Annotated in this window: 24 protein-coding genes; 19 read left to right on the top strand and 5 right to left on the bottom strand. The window is 43.6% G+C overall.

From position 1 onward, the window contains the following. Nucleotides 1-24 precede the first annotated feature (24 nt). From ICN48_RS02570 to hemL, 4 genes are all read left to right on the top strand, one after another. The gene (locus ICN48_RS02570; RefSeq protein ID WP_216152196.1) at nucleotides 25-450 is read left to right on the top strand and encodes a CopD family protein; all 426 of its coding nucleotides are present in this window, start codon (nucleotides 25-27) and stop codon (nucleotides 448-450) included. A gap of 59 nt (nucleotides 451-509) precedes the next feature. Next, a complete protein-coding gene (locus tag ICN48_RS02565; RefSeq protein ID WP_216152195.1) occupies nucleotides 510-1946 on the top strand; it encodes a class I SAM-dependent RNA methyltransferase in 1437 nt (478 codons plus the stop codon). A 79-nt stretch (nucleotides 1947-2025) separates the two neighbouring features. Then, nucleotides 2026-2196, top strand: a complete 171-nt coding sequence (locus ICN48_RS02560) for a rubredoxin (RefSeq protein ID WP_071464595.1) — start codon at nucleotides 2026-2028, stop codon at nucleotides 2194-2196. 22 nt (nucleotides 2197-2218) lie between these two features. Beyond that, complete coding sequence (hemL, locus tag ICN48_RS02555; RefSeq protein ID WP_216152194.1) at nucleotides 2219-3520, top strand: glutamate-1-semialdehyde 2,1-aminomutase; 1302 nt, start codon at nucleotides 2219-2221, stop codon at nucleotides 3518-3520. Between the two features lie 34 nt (nucleotides 3521-3554). Here hemL and ICN48_RS02550 read toward each other — a convergent pair whose 3' ends face one another. Both ICN48_RS02550 and ICN48_RS02545 read right to left on the bottom strand, forming a co-directional pair. After that, complete coding sequence (locus ICN48_RS02550; RefSeq protein WP_216152193.1) at nucleotides 3555-4394, bottom strand: symmetrical bis(5'-nucleosyl)-tetraphosphatase; 840 nt, start codon at nucleotides 4392-4394, stop codon at nucleotides 3555-3557. Nucleotides 4395-4453: 59 nt separating this feature from the next. Next, nucleotides 4454-5926 carry a deoxyribodipyrimidine photo-lyase gene (locus ICN48_RS02545; protein ID WP_216152192.1) on the bottom strand — a complete coding sequence of 491 codons (1473 nt, stop codon included), beginning with the start codon at nucleotides 5924-5926 and terminating at the stop codon, nucleotides 4454-4456. A gap of 69 nt (nucleotides 5927-5995) precedes the next feature. Between ICN48_RS02545 and ICN48_RS02540 the strand changes: the two genes are divergently transcribed. From ICN48_RS02540 to ICN48_RS02500, 9 genes are all read left to right on the top strand, one after another. After that, nucleotides 5996-6640, top strand: coding sequence for a YqgE/AlgH family protein (locus ICN48_RS02540; RefSeq protein WP_216152191.1), 645 nt, complete (start codon nucleotides 5996-5998; stop codon nucleotides 6638-6640). Next, complete coding sequence (gene ruvX / locus ICN48_RS02535) at nucleotides 6633-7046, top strand: Holliday junction resolvase RuvX (RefSeq protein ID WP_216152190.1); 414 nt, start codon at nucleotides 6633-6635, stop codon at nucleotides 7044-7046. The genes ICN48_RS02540 and ruvX overlap by 8 nt, the downstream gene beginning before the upstream one ends. A 45-nt stretch (nucleotides 7047-7091) precedes the next feature. Next, on the top strand, nucleotides 7092-7592 hold the full coding sequence (gene pyrR / locus ICN48_RS02530; RefSeq protein WP_216152189.1) for a bifunctional pyr operon transcriptional regulator/uracil phosphoribosyltransferase PyrR: 501 nt from the start codon (nucleotides 7092-7094) through the stop codon (nucleotides 7590-7592). Then, nucleotides 7592-8551: an aspartate carbamoyltransferase catalytic subunit gene (locus ICN48_RS02525; RefSeq protein WP_216152188.1), complete on the top strand. Its 960-nt coding sequence runs from the start codon at nucleotides 7592-7594 to the stop codon at nucleotides 8549-8551. Before pyrR ends, ICN48_RS02525 begins: the two co-directional genes overlap by 1 nt. A gap of 10 nt (nucleotides 8552-8561) precedes the next feature. Beyond that, nucleotides 8562-9884 carry a hypothetical protein gene (locus tag ICN48_RS02520; protein WP_216152187.1) on the top strand — a complete coding sequence of 441 codons (1323 nt, stop codon included), beginning with the start codon at nucleotides 8562-8564 and terminating at the stop codon, nucleotides 9882-9884. Nucleotides 9885-9931: 47 nt separating this feature from the next. Further along, nucleotides 9932-10852, top strand: a complete 921-nt coding sequence (locus tag ICN48_RS02515) for a DUF6492 family protein (RefSeq protein ID WP_255539430.1) — start codon at nucleotides 9932-9934, stop codon at nucleotides 10850-10852. Between the two features lie 140 nt (nucleotides 10853-10992). Then, complete coding sequence (locus ICN48_RS02510; protein ID WP_216152185.1) at nucleotides 10993-11676, top strand: DUF5672 family protein; 684 nt, start codon at nucleotides 10993-10995, stop codon at nucleotides 11674-11676. Nucleotides 11677-11680: 4 nt separating this feature from the next. Next, nucleotides 11681-13027 carry an O-antigen ligase family protein gene (locus tag ICN48_RS02505; RefSeq protein ID WP_216152184.1) on the top strand — a complete coding sequence of 449 codons (1347 nt, stop codon included), beginning with the start codon at nucleotides 11681-11683 and terminating at the stop codon, nucleotides 13025-13027. Nucleotides 13028-13041: 14 nt separating this feature from the next. Continuing rightward, nucleotides 13042-13950 carry a hypothetical protein gene (locus ICN48_RS02500; protein WP_216152183.1) on the top strand — a complete coding sequence of 303 codons (909 nt, stop codon included), beginning with the start codon at nucleotides 13042-13044 and terminating at the stop codon, nucleotides 13948-13950. Here ICN48_RS02500 and ICN48_RS02495 read toward each other — a convergent pair. Both ICN48_RS02495 and ICN48_RS02490 read right to left on the bottom strand, forming a co-directional pair. Continuing rightward, entirely contained in the window at nucleotides 13937-14785 is an 849-nt protein-coding gene (locus ICN48_RS02495; RefSeq protein WP_216152182.1) for a hypothetical protein, read from the bottom strand. The genes ICN48_RS02500 and ICN48_RS02495 overlap by 14 nt on opposite strands. Before the next feature lie 10 nt (nucleotides 14786-14795). Next, nucleotides 14796-15593 (bottom strand): hypothetical protein, encoded by a 798-nt coding sequence (locus tag ICN48_RS02490; RefSeq protein ID WP_216152181.1) that lies wholly within the window; start codon nucleotides 15591-15593, stop codon nucleotides 14796-14798. Between the two features lie 104 nt (nucleotides 15594-15697). Here ICN48_RS02490 and rfbB point away from each other — a divergent pair, with 104 nt between their 5' ends. Genes rfbB through waaC form a run of 5 tightly spaced genes read left to right on the top strand, consistent with a single transcriptional unit; the run spans nucleotide 15698 to nucleotide 20401 of the window. Beyond that, the gene (gene rfbB / locus ICN48_RS02485) at nucleotides 15698-16756 is read left to right on the top strand and encodes a dTDP-glucose 4,6-dehydratase (RefSeq protein WP_216152180.1); all 1059 of its coding nucleotides are present in this window, start codon (nucleotides 15698-15700) and stop codon (nucleotides 16754-16756) included. 27 nt (nucleotides 16757-16783) lie between these two features. Then, complete coding sequence (gene rfbD / locus ICN48_RS02480) at nucleotides 16784-17758, top strand: dTDP-4-dehydrorhamnose reductase (protein WP_216152179.1); 975 nt, start codon at nucleotides 16784-16786, stop codon at nucleotides 17756-17758. Between the two features lie 41 nt (nucleotides 17759-17799). Next, nucleotides 17800-18729 (top strand): glucose-1-phosphate thymidylyltransferase RfbA, encoded by a 930-nt coding sequence (gene rfbA / locus ICN48_RS02475; protein WP_216152178.1) that lies wholly within the window; start codon nucleotides 17800-17802, stop codon nucleotides 18727-18729. Continuing rightward, complete coding sequence (gene rfbC / locus ICN48_RS02470; protein ID WP_216152177.1) at nucleotides 18726-19292, top strand: dTDP-4-dehydrorhamnose 3,5-epimerase; 567 nt, start codon at nucleotides 18726-18728, stop codon at nucleotides 19290-19292. The genes rfbA and rfbC overlap by 4 nt, the downstream gene beginning before the upstream one ends. 41 nt (nucleotides 19293-19333) lie before the next feature. Continuing rightward, entirely contained in the window at nucleotides 19334-20401 is a 1068-nt protein-coding gene (gene waaC / locus ICN48_RS02465; RefSeq protein ID WP_216152176.1) for a lipopolysaccharide heptosyltransferase I, read from the top strand. Here the strand turns inward: waaC and ICN48_RS02460 are convergent. Continuing rightward, nucleotides 20398-22023 carry a TolC family protein gene (locus ICN48_RS02460; protein ID WP_216152175.1) on the bottom strand — a complete coding sequence of 542 codons (1626 nt, stop codon included), beginning with the start codon at nucleotides 22021-22023 and terminating at the stop codon, nucleotides 20398-20400. The genes waaC and ICN48_RS02460 overlap by 4 nt on opposite strands. Before the next feature lie 120 nt (nucleotides 22024-22143). Between ICN48_RS02460 and ICN48_RS02455 the strand changes: the two genes are divergently transcribed. Next, nucleotides 22144-22989 carry an undecaprenyl-diphosphate phosphatase gene (locus tag ICN48_RS02455; protein ID WP_216152174.1) on the top strand — a complete coding sequence of 282 codons (846 nt, stop codon included), beginning with the start codon at nucleotides 22144-22146 and terminating at the stop codon, nucleotides 22987-22989. The last annotated feature ends 28 nt before the right edge of the window (nucleotides 22990-23017 follow it).

The raw sequence follows: 23017 nt of genomic DNA, 5'->3' as shown, positions 1-23017 counted from the left end.
ATAGATAAATAGAGCAAATTACATATGAGCAACGCTTACCTCTGGGTAAAAACCTTTCACATCGTATTTATCACCTCCTGGTTTGCCGGATTATTTTATCTGCCCAGAATTTTTGTGAACTTGGCTGAGGAGAAAAACGCCGAAGCTTATGCCCGTTTATTAGGTATGGCCGACCGCCTATTTCGATTCATGACTATTTTGGCAGTACCAGCCGTATTACTGGGTCTAACGCTGTGGCTTTATTTCGGTATTGGTGCTGGTGATGTTTGGATGCATGCCAAATTATTCTTTGTGATCTTGGTGATTGGTTATCACCATGCTTGTTTGAGCTTGCTCAAGAAATTTCGTGCCGGCGTAAATAAGCGATCCGGAGTTTGGTTTCGTTGGTTTAACGAAGTACCGGTCATCTTGCTAGTGATTATTGTGGCTTTGGTGTTGTTTAAGCTGTAAGACCGACCTAATAATATTTGTTTTATTTTTAATCCCCCTATTTAAAGACTGTTAGCCCCATGAGATTTTTTGTTGTTTGCCCAGGCGGCTTAGAAGTGCCGCTTGCCCAGGAGTTGGCAGAGATTGCTGGACGCCCAGAATGTAAGGCTTTGGGGGCATGGGTAATTGATCCTACTCCGACTAGCCCGACTGGTGGTGTTGGTCTTGCTGCACCGATTTCTGCTGCCATGGCGCTGAACTTGCACTCCCGTATCGCGAGTCGAGTGTTATTGCAAATGGCGCAAGCCCCTTATAGACAAGAGGATGATTTATATAAATTGGCTAGCGGTTTAGCTTGGGAAGAGTGGTTTACCTCTAAGCAAACTTTACGTGTCGATGTGACAGCACACCGTTCCCCATTGAAGAGTTTAAATTTTGCAACGCTCAAGATTAAAGATGCCATCGTTGATCGTTTGCGTGATGTAACTGGCGATCGTCCCAGTATCGATACCGCCTTTCCGGATGTTCGTGTGCAGGCGCATTTGACTGCCACTCAAGTTACCATTTATTTAGATACTTCAGGTGAAGCATTGTTTAAGCGGGGCTGGCGTGATGAAAAGGGTGATGCTCCCCTCAAGGAAAACTTAGCCGCCGGCATCTTGTCAATTACTGCCTGGAAACCAGGACAAGCTTTATTTGATCCCATGTGCGGTAGCGGCACTTTCTTAATTGAGGCTGCACAGATGGCATTAGCCATTCCTCCTGGAGCAATTCGTGCCGGGATGTATGGTGACGATGCTAAGCCGAGCCGCTTAGCTTATCGTCCTTTAATCACCTCTGCTCATGGTTTTGGATTTCAGAGACTCAAGCCATTTAATGATGCTGCAGAACAAAAGCGCTGGGTAGACTTAAAAGAAGCCGCACTTGCTTTGATGCTAGAAAAGCGTAAGCAGCACCCTAGCGTTGAGTCCTTAAAAATTTCTGGTGGCGATATTAATGAGAAATTGGTATCGATGTTTAAGGGTAATTGGCAAAGAGCCCAATTACCAGATCAGCCCATAGTTCGTCAGGTTGATGCTTTGGCAGCGAAAGCGCCAGGTAATTTGAGTGAGGGTGTGATGCTATTAAACCCTCCTTATGGCGAGCGCCTGGTGATTAAAGGTGGACGTGGTCAGGATCGCGCCTCTATTCAAGAGGAAAATTACGATGATGAGCCTGATAATCGTTTTGAGTTGAACTTAGAGACTGGGCGTCAAAGCGCTAAGCGCTCTAGTCGTGAGTCATTGAAGAAGCTTCAAGCTCAAGAAGAGCAGGATCCAAAGTTTGTTGAGTTTTTACGTCAGTTTGGACAACATCTTAAAGAGGATTTTGGTGGGTGGAATATCTTTGTGCTGACTGCAGATATGGCGCTGCCAGGCCAATTGCGTATTAAAGAATCTAAACGCACGCCTTTATTCAATGGCCCATTGGAGTGTCGTTTGTTCAAGTTTGAGATGCATGCTAAGCGACCAGCTTAAGGTAAGCAAAAACCTTAAAATAAGAGTGAGCTTATTGCAGCTAAATTCAAGTAGCTAGAAATATTCGGAGATTAAAGCAATGGAATTTAAAACGTATATGTGTTTGATTTGTGGCTGGGTTTATGACGAAGCCGCTGGTTTGCCTGATGAAGGCATTGCACCGGGAACTCTCTGGAAAGATGTTCCTATGAATTGGACCTGTCCAGAGTGCGGTGCTCGTAAAGAAGATTTTGAAATGATGGCGATTTAATTTATTAAATTCGAAAAAAATAATGGCAAAAGTAGATCAAAACGAAGCGCTTTTTGAGCGCGCACAAAAGACTATCCCTGGGGGTGTTAATTCTCCAGTGAGGGCTTTTCGTCAGGTGGGCGGAGTTCCCCGTTTTGTATCTAAAGCCAAAGGCCCTTATTTTTGGGATGCAAACGATCAGCGCTATATTGATTTAATCATGTCATGGGGCCCCATGATTGTGGGCCATGCAAATCCTGAGGTAGTGACTGCAGTTCAAAAAGCGGCTGAAACCAGTTTTAGTTATGGCGCACCTACCGAGGGTGAAATTGAGCTAGCTGAGCAAATTTGCGCTTTGATGCCCAGTGTTGAGCAAGTACGTATGGTGTCTAGCGGCACTGAGGCGACGATGAGTGCCTTGCGCTTAGCCCGTGGGTATACCGGTCGTGATTTGATTATCAAGTTTGAGGGCTGCTATCACGGACATGCTGACAGCTTATTGGTAAAGGCAGGATCAGGCTTACTTACCTTTGCGGACTCTACGCAAAATGCACCATCTTCTGGTGGTGTTCCACAAGATTTGGTGAAACACACTTTGGTGTTGCCATATAACGATGTAGAAGCAATTGAAGAAGTCTTTAAAAAGCAGGGCGATCAAATTGCTGCAGTCATCATTGAGCCCATTGCTGGCAATATGAATTTGATTAAACCTTCAAAAGAGTTCTTATCAGCTATTCGAAGTCTGACAAGCAAGCATGGCGCTGTATTAATTTATGACGAAGTTATGACTGGTTTTAGGGTGGCCTTAGGTGGCGCTCAGTCTTTACAAGGCATCACCCCTGACCTCACTTGTTTAGGCAAGGTTATGGGTGGCGGTATGCCTATGGCAGCGTTTGGTGGCAAGAAAGAAATCATGTCTAAGTTAGCCCCGCTAGGTAATGTGTACCAGGCAGGCACTCTTTCTGGTAATCCGGTAGCTGTAGCTGCAGGCCTAAAAACTTTAGAGATCATTTCTAGAGAAGGTTTTTATGAATGCTTAACTGGTCAGACCCAGAAGTTAATGGTTGGTTTGAAGCAGGCTGCAGATAAAGCAAACATTCCATTTGCTGTTGATAGTGAAGGCGGTATGTTTGGGTTTTACTTTACCAATCAAGTTCCTACTTCATTTGAAGCGGTGACTAAATCCAATATTGATGCGTTTAAGAAATTCTTTCACCTCATGTTAGATGAAGGTGTTTATTTGGCGCCTTCAGCATATGAAGCAGGTTTTACTTCGATTGCGCATGACAATGCAGTGGTCGAGGCGATCATTGCTGCCGCTGAGAGATCATTCAAAAAACTTTAAACTTTAAGAAAAAGTTTTTAATTCCAAGAGGAAATTACATTCGAAGTGGGTGGTCATAGCCACTCACCTGAATGATCTCTAATTTCTTACTGTCTTTATTGGAGCCTGAGATTTCTAGGGCAGTGAGTTTTCCACCCCATACGCAGCCAGTATCTAAACCAATGACATTATGTTGGCGCAGTAAGCCTAATGTAGACCAATGACCAAAGTAGGTCAGAACGTCTTGAGTTTTTCTGTTGGGGACTGTAAACCAGGGAATATAGCCTTTGGGACCTTGTTCTAAGCCCTCTTTACTCTCAAATTCCATTCGACCTGCGGGTGTGCAAAAACGCATTCTAGTGAGCGCATTGGTGATGACTCGCAGGCGCTCATAACCCTTTAGCTTATTACTCCACCTGTTTGGTGTATTGCCATACATATTGGCGAGAAAATCCTTGTATGACTTACCTCGCAAAGTTTTTTCAACTTCGTGCGCACATTCGATTGTTTGCTGTAAGTCCCACTGTGGTAGAACGCCAGCATGTACTGTGAGAACATTGCCGTTGCTTAAAGCTAGGGGACGATTACGCACCCAGTGAATGAGTTCTTTTCGATCTGGCGCTGATAGGATGGGATTTACGGTGTCTAAGCCCTTGGGCTTACGAAGCCCGGCATCGATTGTTAAGAGATGTAAATCATGATTACCAAGAATGCATTCGGCACGACCTGACTCCTGTAAGGATTTGAGTTTACGTAATGCACCGAGAGAATCGGGACCGCGATTGACTAAATCCCCCAAAAAAATCATCTTTGATTTTTGGGGAAGTTTTTTGAGGAGGGCTTTGAGGGATGGTGCGCAGCCTTGCACATCACCCACGGCATAAATCTTGCTCATACCTTATCTTAAAGCGGAACTGTGAACGGAGTGTGAATAAGCTTGGATGAGCCTATAGATTAAGTAACTTTTTTGACTACGCTATAACGCACTAAGGTATTTTTACGTGCCTCATCATGATCAACTACTGGAAGTGGGTAATCTCGACCAAGCACCACACCAGCTGCCTCAAGCTCAATATGACCAGCCTTCCAGGGCGCATGGATCGATTTCTTGGAGAGTTTTTCCAGATGAGGCAGGTAACGTTTGATGAATTTGCCGTCCGGATCAAATTTTTCTGACTGGGTTATCGGGTTGAAGATGCGGAAGTAGGGCTGGGCATCACATCCAGATGAGGAGGCCCACTGCCAACCGCCATTATTCGATGACAGCTCAAAGTCATTGAGGTGTTCTGCAAAATAAGCCTCACCCCAGCGCCAATCAATCCCCAAATCCTTTGTTAGAAAGCTCGCCACTACCATGCGTAGGCGGTTATGCATATAGCCACTTTGATTCAGTTGATGCATGGCTGCGTCAACCAGAGGGTAACCCGTTTTACCTTCACACCAAGAGGCGAATAATTTATTAGCTTTGGCGCCAGACTCCCAAATGATATTGTCATAGTCTGGTTTAAAAGCAGCTCCACTTGCTAAACGCGGATGATTGGCCAAAATCATGAAATAAAAATCTCGCCATATGAGTTCACTTAACCAAATGGTTGCCCCCATGCTACCGGCGAGCATGCGACGATGTGCTTCACGCACTAAACCTCTTATGGACAACATACCAAAGCGTAAATGGGTAGATAGATAACTGACGCCTTTGATTGCTGGAAAGTCTCTACCAACTTGATACTGATCGATGCGCGGCAGGAAGTCTTCTAAAAAATATTGACCACCCTCTGAGCCAGGCCGCAGATAGCTCTCAATGCCGGTAGCACAAAATCCCATCGACTCTAGAGAAGGAAAAACTTCATCCAGTTTTTTGGGGATCGCTGCTAATTGACCTGGCTTTGGATTGCATTCATAGGCAGCAAGATCTTTGTCTTGGAGGGTCTTGAGCCAATTATTTTTATACGGTGTAAATATAGAAAAGACCGTATTAGAGTTGGTGAGAATTTCTTTTTTCTCAAAAATAACTTGATCCTTAAAACTCTCAAAACGAATACCTATTTTTTCTAAAGTAGCAGCAACAGTTGCATCTCGTTCAATTGCCGAAGGTTCGTAGTCATGATTGATAAAAACAGCTTCAGTACCTAATTCTTTAGCGATTTCTGGAATACATTCTGTGGGTTTGCCAAAGCGAACAATGAGTCCGCCACCTTGCTTACGAAGCTCATTTTCTATTTGCTTTAGACCTTGCCAGATAAAATCCACGCGGCGGTCGTGCTTTAAGCCTTTGGGGTCTAATTCACCTTTAATAAGGGGTTTGAGGATGTCCGTATCAAAGATAAAAGCGAGCCAAACCTTCTCACTTTCCTTGAGAGCGTGGTGAAGGGCGGCATTGTCATAAAGACGGAGGTCACGGCGGAGCCAAACAAGAGCTTTTTGCATACTCTCTATCTTATGGTTTATTACTAAAAAGCGCTTGAATGCGGGCTAATTTCTGTAAAATAGCCCTATATGTCTACGGCCAAAAAAGCCTTCAATACCTCAGACCTAGCGTCATCGCCAGAGTCTTCAATTTCTTTTTCTGCTGACCGTCTTGCAAATCAGTTCTTGGTTGCCATGCCCGGCATGGTGGACCCTAATTTTGCAGGTTCTCTGATCTATCTCTTTGAGCATACTGATAGAGGGGCAATGGGCCTGGTAGTAAATCGACCAACAGAAGTGGACCTGAAAACCCTCTTTGACAAAATTGAATTGAAGCTAGAAATTGCGCCTTTACTAAACCAACCAGTCTATTTTGGTGGCCCTGTTCAGGTTGAGCGCGGTTTTGTATTGCATGAGTCTGATTCACTATCTCCTTATAGCTCCTCTTTAATTATTCCTGGAGGTTTAACTATGACAACCTCCAAAGACGTTCTTGAGGCAGTTGCTATCGGTAAGGGGCCTGAACATTTTTTGATGACTTTAGGGTATTCCGGCTGGGGTGCTGGTCAACTTGAGGAAGAAATCACCTTGAACGGTTGGATGAATGTACCGCTAGCACGTGAACAAATGATTGAGATCATTTTCAATACGCCATCAAGCCAACGTTATGAAAAGGCCGTGAGCTATCTAGGTTTTGATTTGTCTCATCTTTCTGGGGAGGCTGGGCATGCCTAACCCATTGACTGTACTATCTTTTGATTTTGGAACTCGCAGAGTAGGTGTAGCGGTTGGTAATTCAATGACGCAGTCAGGCCAAGCTTTAAAGACTATTGCTGCATCAAGTGGCGATGCATTGTTTAAAGATATAGAGATCCTGATAGCAGAGTGGCGGCCAGACCAATTGGTGGTTGGAAAGCCAACTTATCCAGATGGAACATCACATGAAATGACGGCTAAAGCAGTCCGCTTTGGCAATCAGTTGCATGGACGCTTTCGTTTGCCGGTGCATTGGGTAGACGAGCGCTATACATCGGTAGTTTTAGAGAGTAGTTCAGAGATGCATGACAATCTAGATGCTCATTCTGCCGTTTTAATTTTGGAGCAGTATTTTGCTGAGCAAGCTGCAAAGTTTCTGAGCTAGAAATTGTCGTAAGAATGAGACCTTATACACGTACCGGACTAAAGAATGAATGCTGAACAGTTATACGGAAAATTACTAGAGAATCTCCGCAACAGAAAACAAGATGACGCTTTTGAGCTTGCAGGTCTCGCTATGGGAGGCGCTTGGATTGCAGAGCGTTTGGCTAGTGATTTAGGTCTTCCTCACTTTGGAGTGATTAACGTTGCTTTTCATCGGGACGATTATGCGGAGAAAGGTATGAAAGCTTCACGTACGGCTAGCACAATGACTACTCATTTACCTTTTGATGTGAACGGTGCCAATGTGATTTTGATTGATGATGTTTTGTTAACTGGTAGAACTGTTCGCGCTGCTTTGAATGAGTTATTTGATTTTGGTAGACCCGCCCAAGTGGAGCTGATGGTCTTGGCAGATAGAGGAAATCGAGAATTGCCGGTGGACGCAGATTTCGCAGGTGAGAAGGTAGAGGTTCCAGAAAACCAGATTTTGGTTTTAGAGAAAGATAACGCTGGCAATTTCAGCTTTCAGCTTGAGGGGCGCGAATAATGAGTCAGCTGGTAAATCAATTTAATTCGGCTGGAGAGTTAACGCATCTTTTGACACTAGAGGGTCTTCCAAAGGAGCAAATTCTCCATATTTTGGATACTGCACAACAGTTTGTGAGTGTGACTGATCCAGCACGCGAGGTAAAGAAGGTGCCTTTACTTCGTGGCAAAAGTGTATTCAACCTGTTTTTCGAAAACTCTACTCGCACTAGAACCACTTTTGAAATTGCTGCAAAGCGTTTATCTGCCGATGTGATTAATTTAGATATTTCTACTTCTTCTACCGCTAAGGGCGAGAGCTTGCTAGATACGATTGATAACTTAGTGGCAATGCAGGCTGACATTTTTGTTGTGCGTCATAGTGTTTCTAAAGCCCCCATTGAGATTGCAAGCCATATTCCACCGCATGTTCATGTAGTCAATGCTGGTGATGGTAGTCATCAGCATCCAACCCAAGGTTTATTGGATATGTACACGATGCGCCACTTTAAGAAAAGCTTCAAAGGCTTGAAGGTGGCAATTGTGGGTGACATTGTTCACAGCCGTGTTGCTAAATCGAATATTCATGCACTCACGACTTTAGGGTGTGAAGAGATTCGAGTGATTGGTCCGGAAAGCTTACTTCCAAGTGATTTAGATATGTTGGGTGTGAAAGTCTTCCATAGTATGGAAGAGGGTTTAAAAGATGTTGATGTGGTGATGACATTGCGTATCCAAAAGGAGCGCATGGAAGCTGGGCAAGTTCCCGAGGGCGATGCATTCTTTAAGCAATATGGTTTAACGCCTACACGTTTGGCCTTGGCTAAGTCAGACGCAATAGTCATGCACCCTGGTCCCATGAATCGTGGCGTCGAAATTGACTCGATTGTTGCTGATGGTCCGCAATCCGTCATTTTGAATCAAGTCACCTTTGGCATTGCTGTGCGCATGGCTGTAATGTCGATAGTTGCAGGCAATTAAGTTCACAAGCATGCAGTCAAAAAAACGTTGGTTGATTTTGTCGCATGGCTTCAATATGGATGGCCGCGCAGCGAGCCAAACGATTACCGACAAGATGCCGTATTTACTTGAGGCTGGCATTCAGCCGATTGTCTTTAGCGCTATCACCGGCATTAAAGATCAACGCTTCCCTCATCGCCAATTTTTAGCCTGGGGTCCTGCCGCATTTCGGTTTGATTTTCGTCACTGGATTGCCAATCAGCATGGCCGCGGTTTTTTATATAAATTACTGACTAGAACTGTTTCATTATTGTTGGCCCCATTGATTGGTCTTGAAAAGCTGTGCCTAGGCTATTCCAGTCAATGGTCATGGGCAATGCCTGCGTTTATTCATGGGTTAGGACTCATTCGTTCCGGTCAAATTGATGTGGTGTACTCTACGGGTGGAGCCTGGTCTGCGCATTTGGCAGGATTATGGTTAAAAAAGATGACTGGCGTCAAATGGATTGTAGAAGTTCATGATCCATTGGTGATTCGTACCAGCCCAGCGGATGATGGCAGGGGCAAATCCAAAAACAGAGATGCCCAATTTCGTCAATACCTAGAAAAGCAAATTACTAGATTTGCAGATTTTGCCTGGTGGTTTACGGATGGAGCGTTGCACTATGCCAAGGTTCGTAATACGAATTTAAATACAACTGCTGGCGCTCATGGATTTATGGTTCTGCCTGGTGCTGAGCCACCTGGGGGCTTAAAAAAAGATCAAGTTCATCAATACTCGGAGCACTTAAATCTTTGTCACTTCGGCTCTTTGGCAAGAGATCGCTCTTTGGCAACAGTTTTATATGCCATAGATGATTTGCTTAAAAAATATCCTCAAGCACGAAATCAAATTCGGGTTCACGCGTATGGTGCACCCTTAGATGCGCTAACGAATGAGGCGATAGAACAATTTGGATTTGAAGACATTCTGATTGCACATGGTCGACTTGAAAAAGATCCTCTTACTGGCAAGTCCGGTAGGGAGCAGATAGCAGAGAAGATGCAGAACGCGGATGTACTCGTCCTTCTTCATGGCAACGATGAATGGTGTGCAGAATACATCCCATCTAAGTTCTATGAATATTTATGGGCTGATCGCCCGATTTGGGGCATCACCCATCGAAACTCTCAATTGGATCAAATGCTCTTAGAGCGAGGCGCCTATTTAAGCCCTCAAGACAACCCTAGCGGTATTGGTATGGCTTTAGAAAGAATCTGGTTAGATTGGCGGCAAAAGAATCTATCAAGTCCTGTGGGTGAGCCTATTGGGGTTAGACAGGCTGTGACTACAATCTTAGATACCGTACAGTAAGTTAGAAGCCGATTAACCCCGCCACACATTTACTCTTTAAGTTAACTATGCTGAATATTGTTTTGTATTGCTGCACTTTCCGGAAGGACTTGAAAAGAACCGTCAAGCTTGCGCAAAGTATTCAGAAACACAATAAAGGAAATATTCCTTTCTATATTTCAGTGCCAGCTGAAGATGTAGATCTATTTAGAGGATATTTAAAGGATGTTGATGTCATCATCTTTGATGAAAAAGATATCTTTAAAGCCAATCCAAAGCTCGATATTCAAAAGCTCTATGAGATTCGTGGTGGCCTCAGACAGCAAGTGATTAAATCCGAGTTTTGGAGATTGGATATCTCTGAAAACTATCTAGTCTTAGACTCCGATTGCATCTTTATTCGCGATTTTGATGAGACAGATTTCATCGCTAATGGCGATGTACCGTATTCGGTCATTCACGAAGGGCGCGATGTATTGCAAGCAACAGAACGCTTTGGCCCCAAGAAAATTCGTCAACACTTTTTGGCTGACCGTGAACCCATCAAAGCTGCTTTGGGCCGTAAGGGTGTTACATACGATTTTGGATATGCCCCATTCTTGTGGAGTAGAAAAGTTTGGAGATCTTTAGACCAAAACTACCTTACTCCAAACCATATGAATTTCTTGGATGCCGTTTTTCTATGTGGATCAGAATTCACTTGGTATGGTGAAGCACTCATTAACTTCAGAGCCATTCCGATATATCCGCGCGAACAGTTATTCATGCACTATCACTATGAGCATCAATTATGGGCTCATCAAGTAATAGGATACAAAGAAGAGCTCCTCGCCCATGATTATTTGGGGGTTGTATATCAATCCAATTGGGAAAGTTGGGGAGACTTTGGCCCTTCGAATAAAAGCATCTCTTCCCGAGTGTGGAGAACAGTTAAGCGTGTACTGAAGAAGACTCAATTTAAGTTATCTTTATTGCTTGGCTTTATCTAACTAACCCCATAACCACTCTAAATCAGCAACGAATGCTCAATTTATCCAATATCACTTTGCTATGTGTGGAAACACGCGAGCCAGAGTTAGCACATTGGGCAATAGATCGCTGCTTAAGTGGCACGCAGTTTGCCAAAGTAGTGCTCATTACGAATTTAGATCGTCTTAAGGCAAAAAGAGCTGATATTGAGTATGCGCAAGCTCCGCCTATCAGAACTATCAAAGACTATTCTGAGCTTTTATTAACAGGACTTGATCAATACGTAGATGGCACCCATGTTTTAGTTATTCAGTGGGATAGTTTTGTAATTCATCCTCAGCTATGGAACGATGAGTTTCTCAAGTATGACTACATTGGACCTGTTTGGCCGCATCATCCCAAAACCCCGGTCGGCAATGGAGGATTCTCTTTGCGCTCAAAGAGGCTGCTCCAGATAATCCAACAACCCAATTTTGTGAAAAAGCATCCAGAGGACTACTGTATTTGTGCAGATAACAAAGATTTCTTGAAACAGAAAAATATCCAGATTGCCCCGGTTGATATTGCTGAGCAGTTTGCGGTTGAGCGAACAGCATGGCATCCAGCATTTGGGTTTCATGGATTTTTCAACTTCGGTAGAGTTCTGAATGATTCAGAATTAAAGACATTTATTAACATCCTGCCAGAAAATTATTTGAGCAGTCTTGATGCCTATGATTTGATTGCTTCATTATGCGAGCAAGGTAGAACTCGATTGGCAAAAGAGATTGCTGAAAAAGTACGATTCAAGTGGAAAATGCGAAAACATTATATGAAACTAAAATTTTGGCAACTAAGTACTTAAAAATATGAAAATTACTGAGAAACAGCTGGCCACCGCTTCAGTTGCAAGCATTGTTGGCTTGTTATTTATTTGGGTCGCCCCTAATACAATTGCTTTACGCCATGTTTTATTAGTTGCCGGATGTTTATCTGCTATTGGACTGATCCGCTACAACTGGGATATATTGAAAATCGCAGGCTCTAGATTGCTACCCCTACTTTGTATAGGTAGCTTGTTTTTCTGGGTACTTATTCATTACACCTTTTTCTCTTTAAATCCCGAACTTGAGCTCTCAGAAATTAAGGGTCTATGGATGAGGTCTTTGCTGGGTTCGGTTGCTGCAGTTGGTTTAGGCATTGCGATTATGAATGATTCCAGGCTACGACTTTATTTGTACATTGCCCTTTTCTTTACCCCATTCATTAATATGGCTTCTTATTGCTGGGCCTCCTACTTGAATCATGGTTTAGTAAAACCCAATGATTTTGTTCGTTTTCTATTTACCAAAATAGAGACAGCATATTTTGGTGCGATTGCTGCTGCAGTCGCGACTGGTAACCTCATCCTTTTGATGAGGGGTAGGATTGATAAAGCAAAAACAGTTCAGATTGTCTTATGGTTATTGGGGTTAGTGTTGGTTTTGGTATCGGCTTTAGTCTCTAGCACTAAAAACGGCATCGCCATCGCCCTGGCTCTGTGTGTACTCTTAGCAATTGTGGTTGTGATCAATTCTATCTTGCATCGGGGTGGCTCTAAGATGTTGTCTTGTGCAATTTTGGTGGTAATAGTTGTTTTATCTGCGGGAATATGGGAAGGCCATAAGTCACTGGCATCTAGAGGCTGGGATTCCGTCTTTCAAGATGCTGCATTGGGTCTTGATATTGATACGAATAAGCAATGGCAAAAGCGCGAAGGTAGTGTTCCTGCACCTTTAAATAGTAGGGGTGTTGAGGCTGCTCTGAACACTTACTCTAGGTTCGCCTATGCAGCTGTAGGTATTAGATTGATTTCACAATACCCTTTGGGATATGGCTCCATCAATCGATCTTTTAACGGACTCCAGGATCAAGCCCAAATACCTCATGAACACGTAGGTCAAGTGCATAGTGGTTGGATTGACTTTGGCTTGGCGTTTGGTATTCCTGGGTTGGTATTAATTTTCTCATCAATGTTTTCAATCATATACTTTGGTCTAAAAAGTAAGTCTTCAGTCGTATTGCCGTGGGTAATTGTTTGTCTTGCTTTTATTCCTTTTGGCTTAATTGCTGAGATTACCTGGAAGCAATATTTCGAAGCGACGCTATTTTTTATGACTCTCTCGGCTACTATGGTTGCTTTAGCTCCAGTGGTGAGTCCTAAGCTAAGGCGCTAAAGTAAATTCACTTTATGAAGCTCGAAAAAGGCCTACCTAAAAAATTAGCGATAGCTATTTGCTGTCATTTTAATGAGTCAAGACTTCTCTATTTAGATCAGATTAGTAATGATTTCGCTAATCTTGGATCTGAAGTATTGGTCATCATTGTTACCAATACTAAAAATTCAGACGAGTTAAAAAAATTGGAATCAGTGATAGCTGGTAAAGGCTATGAATTCAGATTTTTTATTCCCGACACGCTAGGCCATCCTTTGTTACTGACATGGGCCCATTTCCCAGTATTTAAAGACTTGCTTGAGGATAAATCATTCACCCATTTTATGTATCTGGAAGATGACACATTAATCACTCGTCAGAATATGAGTTATTGGGTTGAGAGTCGTGAGCTACTGAGGCCTTATGGTTTGATCCCATCTTTTTTGAGGGTAGAAAAGAAGATAAATGATGACCGATGGTTCAGTTCGGATTGCCCCCATCCGTTTTATATTTATGCGCTACCAAGGGTCCAGGTTAAAGAAAATTTGGCCTTTATTAATCTTCCTGAGCTTTACCAGGGCATGTATCTTATGGATCGTGAGCTCATGTTCGAGCATTTGAATGGCCCCACCTACAACCCAAATTCTGGGGTGTGGGGCATACAGGAAAAGGCGGCTCAAGGAGTAACATTCGCCAATGTGCCTCAGGGATTCAGCACTAGAAATCTTGTTCCCTACAAGCTAGATACGGTTCATGTAGATGAGCGCTGCCTCATTCATCATGTGCCCAATAACTACGCTCAGCCAGGACCCAATGGAAAAATTGTCATTACAGCGCCAGTTAATCAACTACTCTCGAAATTTCCGACTAAAGAATTTTTGGAGCCAAAAAAACTGAGGAAATGGCTGCGTCATTATCTTCAGAAAAGATTTACACGCAGTTAGGCAGATATTTCTGAAGCGCTATTTGTACCCTTTCAGGTATTTTGTGGCGCTCCTGGTCGCTTAATGTAGTGTTACGATCGTAAAGATCTGAACCAGACAATATTTTTTTCTGAATTTCTTCTTTAGATAAATTTTTAAAGTGACTTAAATTCTCAACATCACTAATCGCATAAATCTTATTCAGAATTTTCTCTTCCTCCATGAAGTAGGAAAAATGCCAGCCTCCAGATGCGATGTGCTCAAAATCGTTTTTCCCGCTTCTAAAGCGATGAGGTAGATACTTTCTGAATGTGCCCAGCGTTGTCATGACTGATCCATAAAATTGATCATTAGGCGCAGCATTATTGAGGTTGTAGTAATAAAAAGTCTGATTCAGGCTATAGGCGTGGGGTTCTTGATGTTGGAGATTATCTACCTTTAGGGCCTTGATTCCTTCGCCTAAAGCCGTCTCGCTTGGAAACTCATCTAAGTCACTAAAAACTACGATGTCATTTTGGCTAAAAGATCTTAGGGGGACTAGGGTGGAGTTCCTTTGGGCATCCTGAATCTTCCAAAGATAGCGTGTAAAACGGTTTCGATATTTCAGTTTTTTAAATAACCAAGGAATCGAGTTGAGATTGAGATATTCGCGGTGATAGATGATCTTTTCAGAAAACGGCAGAGTGTTTACAAGCTCTGTGCTTAGTAAAAATTCTTTCGGACGTCCCGAAAAGTCTACATTGGCTTCAGAAATGATGAAGTGATCAACTATGGGACCCAAATACTCAAGTCGAGCTTTGAGCAAATCGAGTTCGTTGTAGAACAAAAAAACGTCCAGTAGCTTGGGCTTAGTCATTCCGTGAATTCTATTTAACTTTGCTAGGGTAAGTCTGTGGGGGCAAAGTAAAGCGAACTTCATCATTCTTCTTTAGGTAGGCCTGTTCTAAATGAAGCGCTAAGCCTGGAATGCTAATGCCCAAGTAACGCCTAGGCTTAGACCAAAACTGGAGTCGGCGTGGAATTTGCTTGATATATCTTGATTTGGCCATCATGGGTTGCTTGGTGATGACGCAAAAGTTATCGAAATCAAAATCCTTTTTGGCTGTTTTGGTAATAGACCAAATATCAGCATCTGCCCTCAATGTTTTACCTGTTACAGCAAAGGTCATCGTGGTGGAGTTTGATGTGCGCCACCATTGAGTGGGACCTGCTACAACTTCAGTTGATTCAGAGTATTGATTGCGTTTAGCGTAAGGGTTTATGGGGCCATGGTGCAGCTTGTATTTATCGGGATGGTCATACAGAGTGACATAGTCAAAATAATGTAAGCCCTCTTCAAGAGCGCTTGGCGCCTCTGGAAGATGAAGGTAGTCATCCTCAATAAAGTAAAAGATGTCATCATCTTTTGCGATATCAAGAGCAATTTCATACAACTTCCAAAATGAGCCAGGATTACCGAGTTTTGTTTCAATCAATTGATCAAATTGATAATTTGCTTTGATGTGCCCAATTAATGCTTCATCACAGTTGTCAGCGACGCAAATAAATTTCCAACCTTGAAAAGTTTGAGCAAGGTTCTTCAGGGAGTCGTACTTATTGACCCCATCGACTTTAACCTTGGGATAACCTTTGCTACTAATTCGGAACAGGACAATTTTTTGCATGTATAGGTGAAATAGTGATTAAAATCAAAAACTTAAATATAGAGTTGACTTCTCTGCTTTGTAAGCAATGATAATCTAGGGTAACTTCATTAGTAGGGTTTTTTATGATTCTCGTAACGGGTGGTGCTGGCTTCATTGGCGGTAATTTTGTTCTGGACTGGTTGAAAGTGCCGGGCAATGAAGGTGTGGTGAATTTGGATAAATTAACCTATGCCGGTAATTTAGCGACCTTAGATCCTTTAAAAAATGATTCCCGCCATGTATTTGTTCATGGCGATATTGGCGATAAAGAGTTGGTCGCCAAATTATTGAAAGAACATCGGCCACGTGCCATTGTGAATTTCGCTGCCGAGAGTCATGTGGACCGCTCGATTCATGGACCTGCAGATTTCGTAGAAACCAATATTGTTGGCACATTCAATTTATTAGAGTGCGCGCGTGAATATTGGAATACTCTGGAAGGAGCGGCTAAAGAGGCGTTTCGCTTTCACCATGTATCTACCGATGAAGTATATGGTTCACTATCTTTGACTGATCCCGCTTTCACCGAAACAAATCCTTACGAGCCTAATAGTCCTTATTCAGCATCTAAGGCGGCTTCTGATCATTTAGTGCGCGCTTGGTTTCATACCTATGGTTTCCCAGTGGTAACCACTAACTGCTCTAATAACTACGGACCTTATCATTTCCCAGAAAAACTCATTCCCTTGGTCATTTTGAATGCCCTCAATAGCAAGCCATTACCTATTTATGGAGATGGTCAACAAATCCGTGATTGGCTCTATGTCGGCGATCATTGCTCAGCCATTCGGGAAGTATTAGCTAAGGGTAAATTGGGTGAGACTTACAACATTGGTGGCTGGAATGAAAAAGCCAATATGAATGTTGTAAAAACGATTTGTAGTATTTTGGATGAACTCAAGCCTCGCGCGGACGGTAAGTCCTACGCTGAGCAAATTACTTTTGTAAAAGACCGCCCGGGCCATGACCGTCGTTATGCGATTGATGCTAGCAAGGTTGAGCGTGATTTAGGCTGGCGTCCCGCCGAGACCTTTGATACTGGTATTCGTAAAACCGTGCAGTGGTATCTAGATAACCCAGTTTGGATTGATGGTGTGGTGAGCGGTTCTTATCGCGACTGGCTGCAAAAGCAGTACAACTAACAGTAAACATAGAGATTTAATAGTCACGTGAATATTTTAGTTTTCGGAAAAGATGGCCAGCTAGGTAAAGCGTTTAAAGCTCTATTTGAGCAACTGCCTAGCCATAGTAATTTCCACATCACTTACCTTGGTAGAGCGCAATGTGACCTTAGTAAAGAGGTCGATGTACTTGCACAATTAAATGTAGCAAAACCTAATCTCATTATTAACGCCTCTGCTTATACGGCAGTTGATAAAGCAGAAACTGAAATCGATTTAGCTTATGCAGTGAATGCAAAAGCTCCCGAATTAATGGCGCACTATGCTACTGAAAATAACGCTACCTTCCTTCATTATTCAACGGATTATGTATTCGATGGCAGTAAGGATGGTGTCTATATTGAAACCGACATGCGTAATCCATTAGGTGTTTATGGAAAAAGTAAGGCCGCGGGTGAAGAGGCCATAGAGCTGGCATTTACAAATTCATCCAAAGGTCAATTCGCTATTTTCCGTACCAGCTGGGTTTATGGCGATGGCGGTAATTTCATTCGCACGATGTTGCGCTTAGCAAAAGAGCGCGAAGAGTTAAAAGTGATTCATGACCAGCATGGCGTGCCAACTAGTGCGGAGTGGCTGGCTCAGATCAGTCTCGGTTTGGCGCTAGACTCTCAAGGAAAGTTAAAACAGTTTCCATCGGGTATTTATCATGCCGTACCCGCTGGCGAGACTACTTGGCATGGCCTAGCCAGTTTTGCTGTTCAGACAGCCATAAATGCCGGCATTGAGCTCAGAGCCAAACCAGAAACCATCAAGCCTATTCTGGCCGTTGAATACCCCTTGCCAGCCCCAAGGCCGATGAATTCTCGTATGGAGAGCGCCAAACTGCGCTCTGCCCTGCAAAATGCAGGTTTAAACGCTTCAAACTCTTATAATGAACTCCAAAATGTGCCAGAGTTCCCAGTTTGGGATGGCATGGTTCAAGAATATGTATCCAAGTTGGCTGCAAAAGGTTTGATTTAAGAGCCTATAGCTCACTTGAGGTACAAAAATAGGGGATATGGATGGCTGTAAATCGTAAAGGCATTATTTTGGCGGGCGGGTCTGGTACCCGTCTTTACCCAGTCACACAGGCAGTTTCTAAGCAATTAATGCCAGTCTACGATAAGCCCATGGTGTATTACCCATTAAGCACCTTGATGCTGGCGGGTATTCGCGATATTTTGTTGATTTCCACGCCGCACGATACCCCACGTTTTTCTGAACTCCTAGGTGATGGTTCCCAATGGGGTCTCAATATTGAGTATTGCGTGCAGCCATCCCCGGATGGTTTGGCACAAGCATTCACCTTGGGCAAGAATTTCGTTGGCAATAGTCCGAGTGCTTTAGTGCTTGGCGACAATATTTTCTATGGCCATGAATTGGTAGATCAACTCAATAGTGCAAACGATCGCACTTCGGGCGCATCTGTATTTGCGTATCACGTGAATGATCCAGAGCGTTACGGTGTAGTGGAGTTTGATAGGGACTACAAAGCACTATCCATTGAAGAGAAACCACTAAAGCCACGCAGTAACTATGCAGTAACCGGTTTATATTTCTATGACAACCAAGTCTGTGATATCGCCGCCTCTATTAAGCCTAGCGCGCGTGGCGAGCTCGAAATTACGGATGTGAATCGTGTCTATCTTGAAAAGAATGAATTGAGTGTTGAGATCATGGGTCGCGGCTTTGCCTGGTTGGATACTGGAACACATGATTCTTTGTTGGATGCGGCAGGCTTTATTGCTACCTTGCAAAAGCGCCAAGGTTTGATGGTGGCTTGCCCTGAAGAAATTGCCTATCGCCAGAGTTGGATTACTGCAGAGGCCGTTCAAAAGGTTGCAGCACAGTTAAGCAAGAATAGCTATGGTCAGTATCTTGGTAAGATTTTGAATGAGCTCAATACTTCTCCTCAGCCTATTTCACTCTCAGCAAAGAAGTCTGTTAAATGACCGCCTCATCTAAGTTGCAGTTAACGCCTACTGCCATTCATGATGTTTTTATTGTCGAGCCTAAGGTATTTGGTGACGAGCGTGGTTGGTTTACTGAATCATTTAATGCGGAAGACTTTGCTAAGGCAACCGGTCTTGATGTGCAGTTTGTGCAAGATAACCATTCCTTTTCCCGCCAGTGGACTTTGCGTGGCTTGCATTATCAAATGGAAAAGACTCAAGGTAAATTAGTTCGAGTGGTTGCAGGAAGTGTGTTTGATGTGGCTGTAGATATTCGTAAAGATTCGCCAACTTATGGCAAATGGGTAGGTGTTGAATTAAGTGCAGAGAACCATAAGCAATTGTGGATTCCGGCTCAGTTAGCCCATGGCTTTTTAGTGCTTACTCCAACAGCTGAGTTTTTGTATAAAACGACTGATTACTATCACCCACAGAGCGAAGCTTGCCTTGCTTGGAATGATGTAACAGTTGGCATAGAGTGGCCTTTACCTGCTGGTATTTTGCCTAATATGAATGACAAAGATGCTGCTGGCTTGGTCTGGGATGCTGCGCCTAAGTTCTAATCTTTAGCTGGGTCACTTCGAAAAGATAAGATAATCCTCCCATGAGCGATTTATCTTCGACCCATTCAAAGGCTAACCCCTCAAACCCTAAGATTTTGTTAGTGAAGCTCTCTTCCTTAGGGGATGTGCTTCATAACCTTCCTATTGTTTGGGATTTGCGGGCACGTCTACCAAACGCTCAAATTGATTGGGTGGTTGAAGAGGGTTATGTTCACTTGCTTACACCGCTGCTATCTAAGGGCGACTTTAAGGGCATTGATCGCATCATTCCCTTTGGTTTACGTCGCTGGAAAAAGAATCTATTGATGCTCGCTACATGGCGGCAATTTTTTGCCTTCAAAAAAGATTTGCAAGCAGTGACTTATGACGTCGTCATAGAAACGCAAGGGCTACTCAAGTCAGCCATCGTTTGCTCTCTTGCAAGCAAGACACCAGATGCGATAGTTGCTGGCTTGGCTAATGCAACTGAGTTTTCTGGATATGAACCCATTGCTCGATATTTTTATAACCAGTCTGTGCAAATACCAGTGCAGTGTCATGCGGTAGAGCGCTCACGCTGGGTGATGTCTTCCGCTTTAAATTGGCCGCTGATTGATCGCACCGATGCCCCTCATTTTTACTCAAAGACTTATATTGATTCTTTGAGCGTCAATTCAGGTGCGGTCTTAAAAGAATTAAAGTTGCCTTATGTTTTGTTTTTTCATTCAACTGCTAGAGAAGCCAAGCGTTGGCCGAATGAAAACTGGGTGGCTTTAGGAAACCAGCTTGCCAGCAAAGGATATCAGGTGGTATTTCCTTGGGGTAGTGCAGCGGAGAGAGTGGTGAGCAATGATCTTGCTGCTCAAATACCGGGTGCAATCGTACCGAGAGCCTTTTCCATTGAAGAAGCTTTTGCAGTGATTGCAGGGGCCGTACTGGCAGTAGGTGTTGATACCGGCCTCACACATCTTGCAGCTGTTTTAGGAAAGCCTACTGTCGAGATCTATTGCGACTCACCAAGATGGAAGACCGAGGGTTATTGGTCCAATAACATTCGCAATGTGGGTGATATTCAGGCGCCACCGACAGTGGCAGAAGCCATTGAAGTCTCTTTAAGTTTGTTAGCCTAGCGCAGTAAAGAGTTAATCGCTATTAAATCTTCATCCGTTAATGCAGCGGCGGATGCTTTCAATCTGATTGCATTTAGGATAGTGTTATACCTTGCTTGTTGTAATAAAGAGCGAGTATTGATAACAGAATCCAATGCAATTAATACATCAATATTAATTAAGGTGCCTACTTGGAATCCGAGCTTGCTGGACTCTAATGCGGATGTGGTGGAGCGTTCTGCTGCTTCATAAGCCTTTACGCTTGCTAAGCCACCATAAAAGCCTGTAAATGCCGTGCGGGTGCTTTGTGCGGCCGTACGACGATAGTTATCGTAATTGGCTTTAGCTGCGTCCACCAAGGCTGCATTTTGACGAATAACAGAACTGTTATATCCACCTGAAACCAGTGGAATCGTCATTTGTAGGCCCAAGGTATTGTTGTACACATTGGTGCTCGATGGCGTGTAGTTGTTAGGCGTGCCATTCGAGGTGTTGTATCCCGATGTGCCAACTAAGTTGATGGTTGGGTAATTTAAAGCTTGTGCGCCGCGATATGTGCTTTCTGCAAGACTCACTGATAGCTGTCCTGCTAAGACATTAAAGTTTGCAGATTCAGCTTGATTGATCCAGTCGTCGAGAGTTTGTCCAGGAGGAAGTGGTGGGTTGACGCTCTCAGCAATAGGATAGCCTTTGGAATCTTTACTCTTGCTGCGTGGATCTTTGAGTACGCCTTCAATTTTGGCATCCTTCACCAGTGGCTTTAATGCTCCTACGGGGCGCCCAACAATTTGTTCTAGTGCACCACGCTTCACAATCAGATCAGCCTGAGCGGTGATCTCTTGAGAGTTTGCTAGATCAAGGGCTGCTTGAGCAGTATTTACATCCACAATCGTTGCTAAGCCGGCATCAAATTTTGCCTGAGCAGCTTCAAGCTGTTGCTTAATCAAGTCCTTCTTACTTTTATAGAGTGCTACGTTATCTTGACTAGTCAGCGCATCAAAGTAGGCCTGCGATACCCGCAAGATTAAATCTTGCTGCGCCAAGAAAAAACGCATATCTGCCAGCTTGGTATTGAGATAGCCCTGTTTGAAAAGTTCTAATGCGCCAACGTTAAAAACAGGTTGAGTGAGTGTGACGGTGTAACTTTTTTGATCAAAGACACGTGAGTTACCAGAGTTGTTTGAAACCACGGTGCTACCCACGCCATGTTGATAGTAGCGGGTACCACCAGGGGTGGCATTAGCTTGCGGCATCAACAAGGAAAAGCCTTGCCAGTAGAGCTCTTTGCTTGCTTGGTAATTAAAGCGGGCAGCGGTTAATACTGGGTCGCTAAAAGCGGCTTCTTGATACAGCTGAATTAAATCGTTTAATTGCCCTTTGGTATCTGCACTTTTATTGCCATTCAAATTAGAGGGTGCTGTAACTGCCGGTACCGCTAGTTTGTTTGACGGCGGAATCATCTGTGGGGGCTGCTCAAGTCCAATCAGGGTAGATGCACTCATTGGAGTAGGTAAAGCGGGTCTTGCGGCAGCATTGGGGCTTTGCGCCAATGCCTGAGATGACCATGTGCCAAGACCGAGCGATTGACTCAGGATCAAACCAAAGGCGGTAAGTCGAGAAAGTCTAAAGCGGGCTGGGGTCATGTAATTCGGATACTTTTCAATGTGCCATGCAGTTTAAGGCTAATTTATTCAAAATGCTCATTTAGACGCTATTTTGCCAAATCTCCGAAATTGCATCCATATGCCTATAAAATTTGGCCTATGGATCTAATTTTGTTACTAAAAGCAGTCATTCTGGGTGTGGTCGAGGGATTGACGGAGTTTTTACCTATCTCGAGCACCGGGCACCTTATCTTGGTTGGTGATTTGCTCGACTTTAATGATGATCGGGGCAAGGCTTTTGAGGTCATTATTCAGTTTGGTGCGATTTTGGCAGTTTGCTGGGAGTTTCGCCAAAAGCTCATCAAAGTTGTCTCTTCTTTTTCCGGCAGCACCATTGCGCGACGCTTTGTTTTAAACCTATTGATTGCCTCCGTTCCGGCTATGGGTTTGGCTTTCTTATTTGGAAAATATATCAAAGCAGTATTGTTTTCACCGATTCCGGTGGCTAGTGCTTTTATTGTGGGGGCCTTAGTTATTTTTTGGGCTGAACGTCGCCAGCAAAATCGTGCTGATATTTCTAGTCATATTAAAACAGTAGATGACCTCACACCTTTAGATGCGTTAAAGGTTGGCATAGCCCAATGTGCTGCATTAATTCCGGGAACATCCCGTTCGGGCGCAACGATTATTGGTGGCATGTTGTTTGGCTTACCTCGCGCTGTTGCTACAGAGTTCTCATTCTTTTTGGCAATTCCGGTCATCGGCGGCGCTACTGCTTATGAGTTACTTAAGCTTTGGAAAGCGCCAGTAGCCTTCTCCGGAGAATTTACGCTAGCGATTATTGTTGGTTTCATTGCTGCGTTTATCTCTGCGTTTATTTGTGTACGTTGGTTGATTCATTATGTGGCACACCATAACTTCATTCCATTTGCTTGGTATCGAATTGCTTTTGGTTTTCTAGTGCTATTTACCTCTTACAGCGGACTGATTGCCTGGTCTCACTGATCTAAACAATATCTTTAATCAAAGCTAA

This window comes from Polynucleobacter sp. JS-Safj-400b-B2 (assembly GCF_018881975.1).
Taxonomy (GTDB): Bacteria; Pseudomonadota; Gammaproteobacteria; order Burkholderiales; family Burkholderiaceae; genus Polynucleobacter.
This window is presented reverse-complemented; position numbering and strand designations above follow the sequence as displayed.

Coding starts and splice junctions, on each gene's coding strand:
- ICN48_RS02570 (WP_216152196.1), top strand. CDS start 25: ATGAGCAACGCTTACCTCTGGGTAAAAACCTTTCACATCGTATTTATC.
- ICN48_RS02565 (WP_216152195.1), top strand. CDS start 510: ATGAGATTTTTTGTTGTTTGCCCAGGCGGCTTAGAAGTGCCGCTTGCC.
- ICN48_RS02560 (WP_071464595.1), top strand. CDS start 2,026: ATGGAATTTAAAACGTATATGTGTTTGATTTGTGGCTGGGTTTATGAC.
- hemL (WP_216152194.1), top strand. CDS start 2,219: ATGGCAAAAGTAGATCAAAACGAAGCGCTTTTTGAGCGCGCACAAAAG.
- ICN48_RS02550 (WP_216152193.1), bottom strand. CDS start 4,394: ATGAGCAAGATTTATGCCGTGGGTGATGTGCAAGGCTGCGCACCATCC.
- ICN48_RS02545 (WP_216152192.1), bottom strand. CDS start 5,926: ATGCAAAAAGCTCTTGTTTGGCTCCGCCGTGACCTCCGTCTTTATGAC.
- ICN48_RS02540 (WP_216152191.1), top strand. CDS start 5,996: ATGTCTACGGCCAAAAAAGCCTTCAATACCTCAGACCTAGCGTCATCG.
- ruvX (WP_216152190.1), top strand. CDS start 6,633: ATGCCTAACCCATTGACTGTACTATCTTTTGATTTTGGAACTCGCAGA.
- pyrR (WP_216152189.1), top strand. CDS start 7,092: ATGAATGCTGAACAGTTATACGGAAAATTACTAGAGAATCTCCGCAAC.
- ICN48_RS02525 (WP_216152188.1), top strand. CDS start 7,592: ATGAGTCAGCTGGTAAATCAATTTAATTCGGCTGGAGAGTTAACGCAT.
- ICN48_RS02520 (WP_216152187.1), top strand. CDS start 8,562: ATGCAGTCAAAAAAACGTTGGTTGATTTTGTCGCATGGCTTCAATATG.
- ICN48_RS02515 (WP_255539430.1), top strand. CDS start 9,932: ATGCTGAATATTGTTTTGTATTGCTGCACTTTCCGGAAGGACTTGAAA.
- ICN48_RS02505 (WP_216152184.1), top strand. CDS start 11,681: ATGAAAATTACTGAGAAACAGCTGGCCACCGCTTCAGTTGCAAGCATT.
- ICN48_RS02500 (WP_216152183.1), top strand. CDS start 13,042: ATGAAGCTCGAAAAAGGCCTACCTAAAAAATTAGCGATAGCTATTTGC.
- ICN48_RS02495 (WP_216152182.1), bottom strand. CDS start 14,785: ATGACTAAGCCCAAGCTACTGGACGTTTTTTTGTTCTACAACGAACTC.
- ICN48_RS02490 (WP_216152181.1), bottom strand. CDS start 15,593: ATGCAAAAAATTGTCCTGTTCCGAATTAGTAGCAAAGGTTATCCCAAG.
- rfbB (WP_216152180.1), top strand. CDS start 15,698: ATGATTCTCGTAACGGGTGGTGCTGGCTTCATTGGCGGTAATTTTGTT.
- rfbA (WP_216152178.1), top strand. CDS start 17,800: ATGGCTGTAAATCGTAAAGGCATTATTTTGGCGGGCGGGTCTGGTACC.
- rfbC (WP_216152177.1), top strand. CDS start 18,726: ATGACCGCCTCATCTAAGTTGCAGTTAACGCCTACTGCCATTCATGAT.
- waaC (WP_216152176.1), top strand. CDS start 19,334: ATGAGCGATTTATCTTCGACCCATTCAAAGGCTAACCCCTCAAACCCT.
- ICN48_RS02460 (WP_216152175.1), bottom strand. CDS start 22,023: ATGACCCCAGCCCGCTTTAGACTTTCTCGACTTACCGCCTTTGGTTTG.
- ICN48_RS02455 (WP_216152174.1), top strand. CDS start 22,144: ATGGATCTAATTTTGTTACTAAAAGCAGTCATTCTGGGTGTGGTCGAG.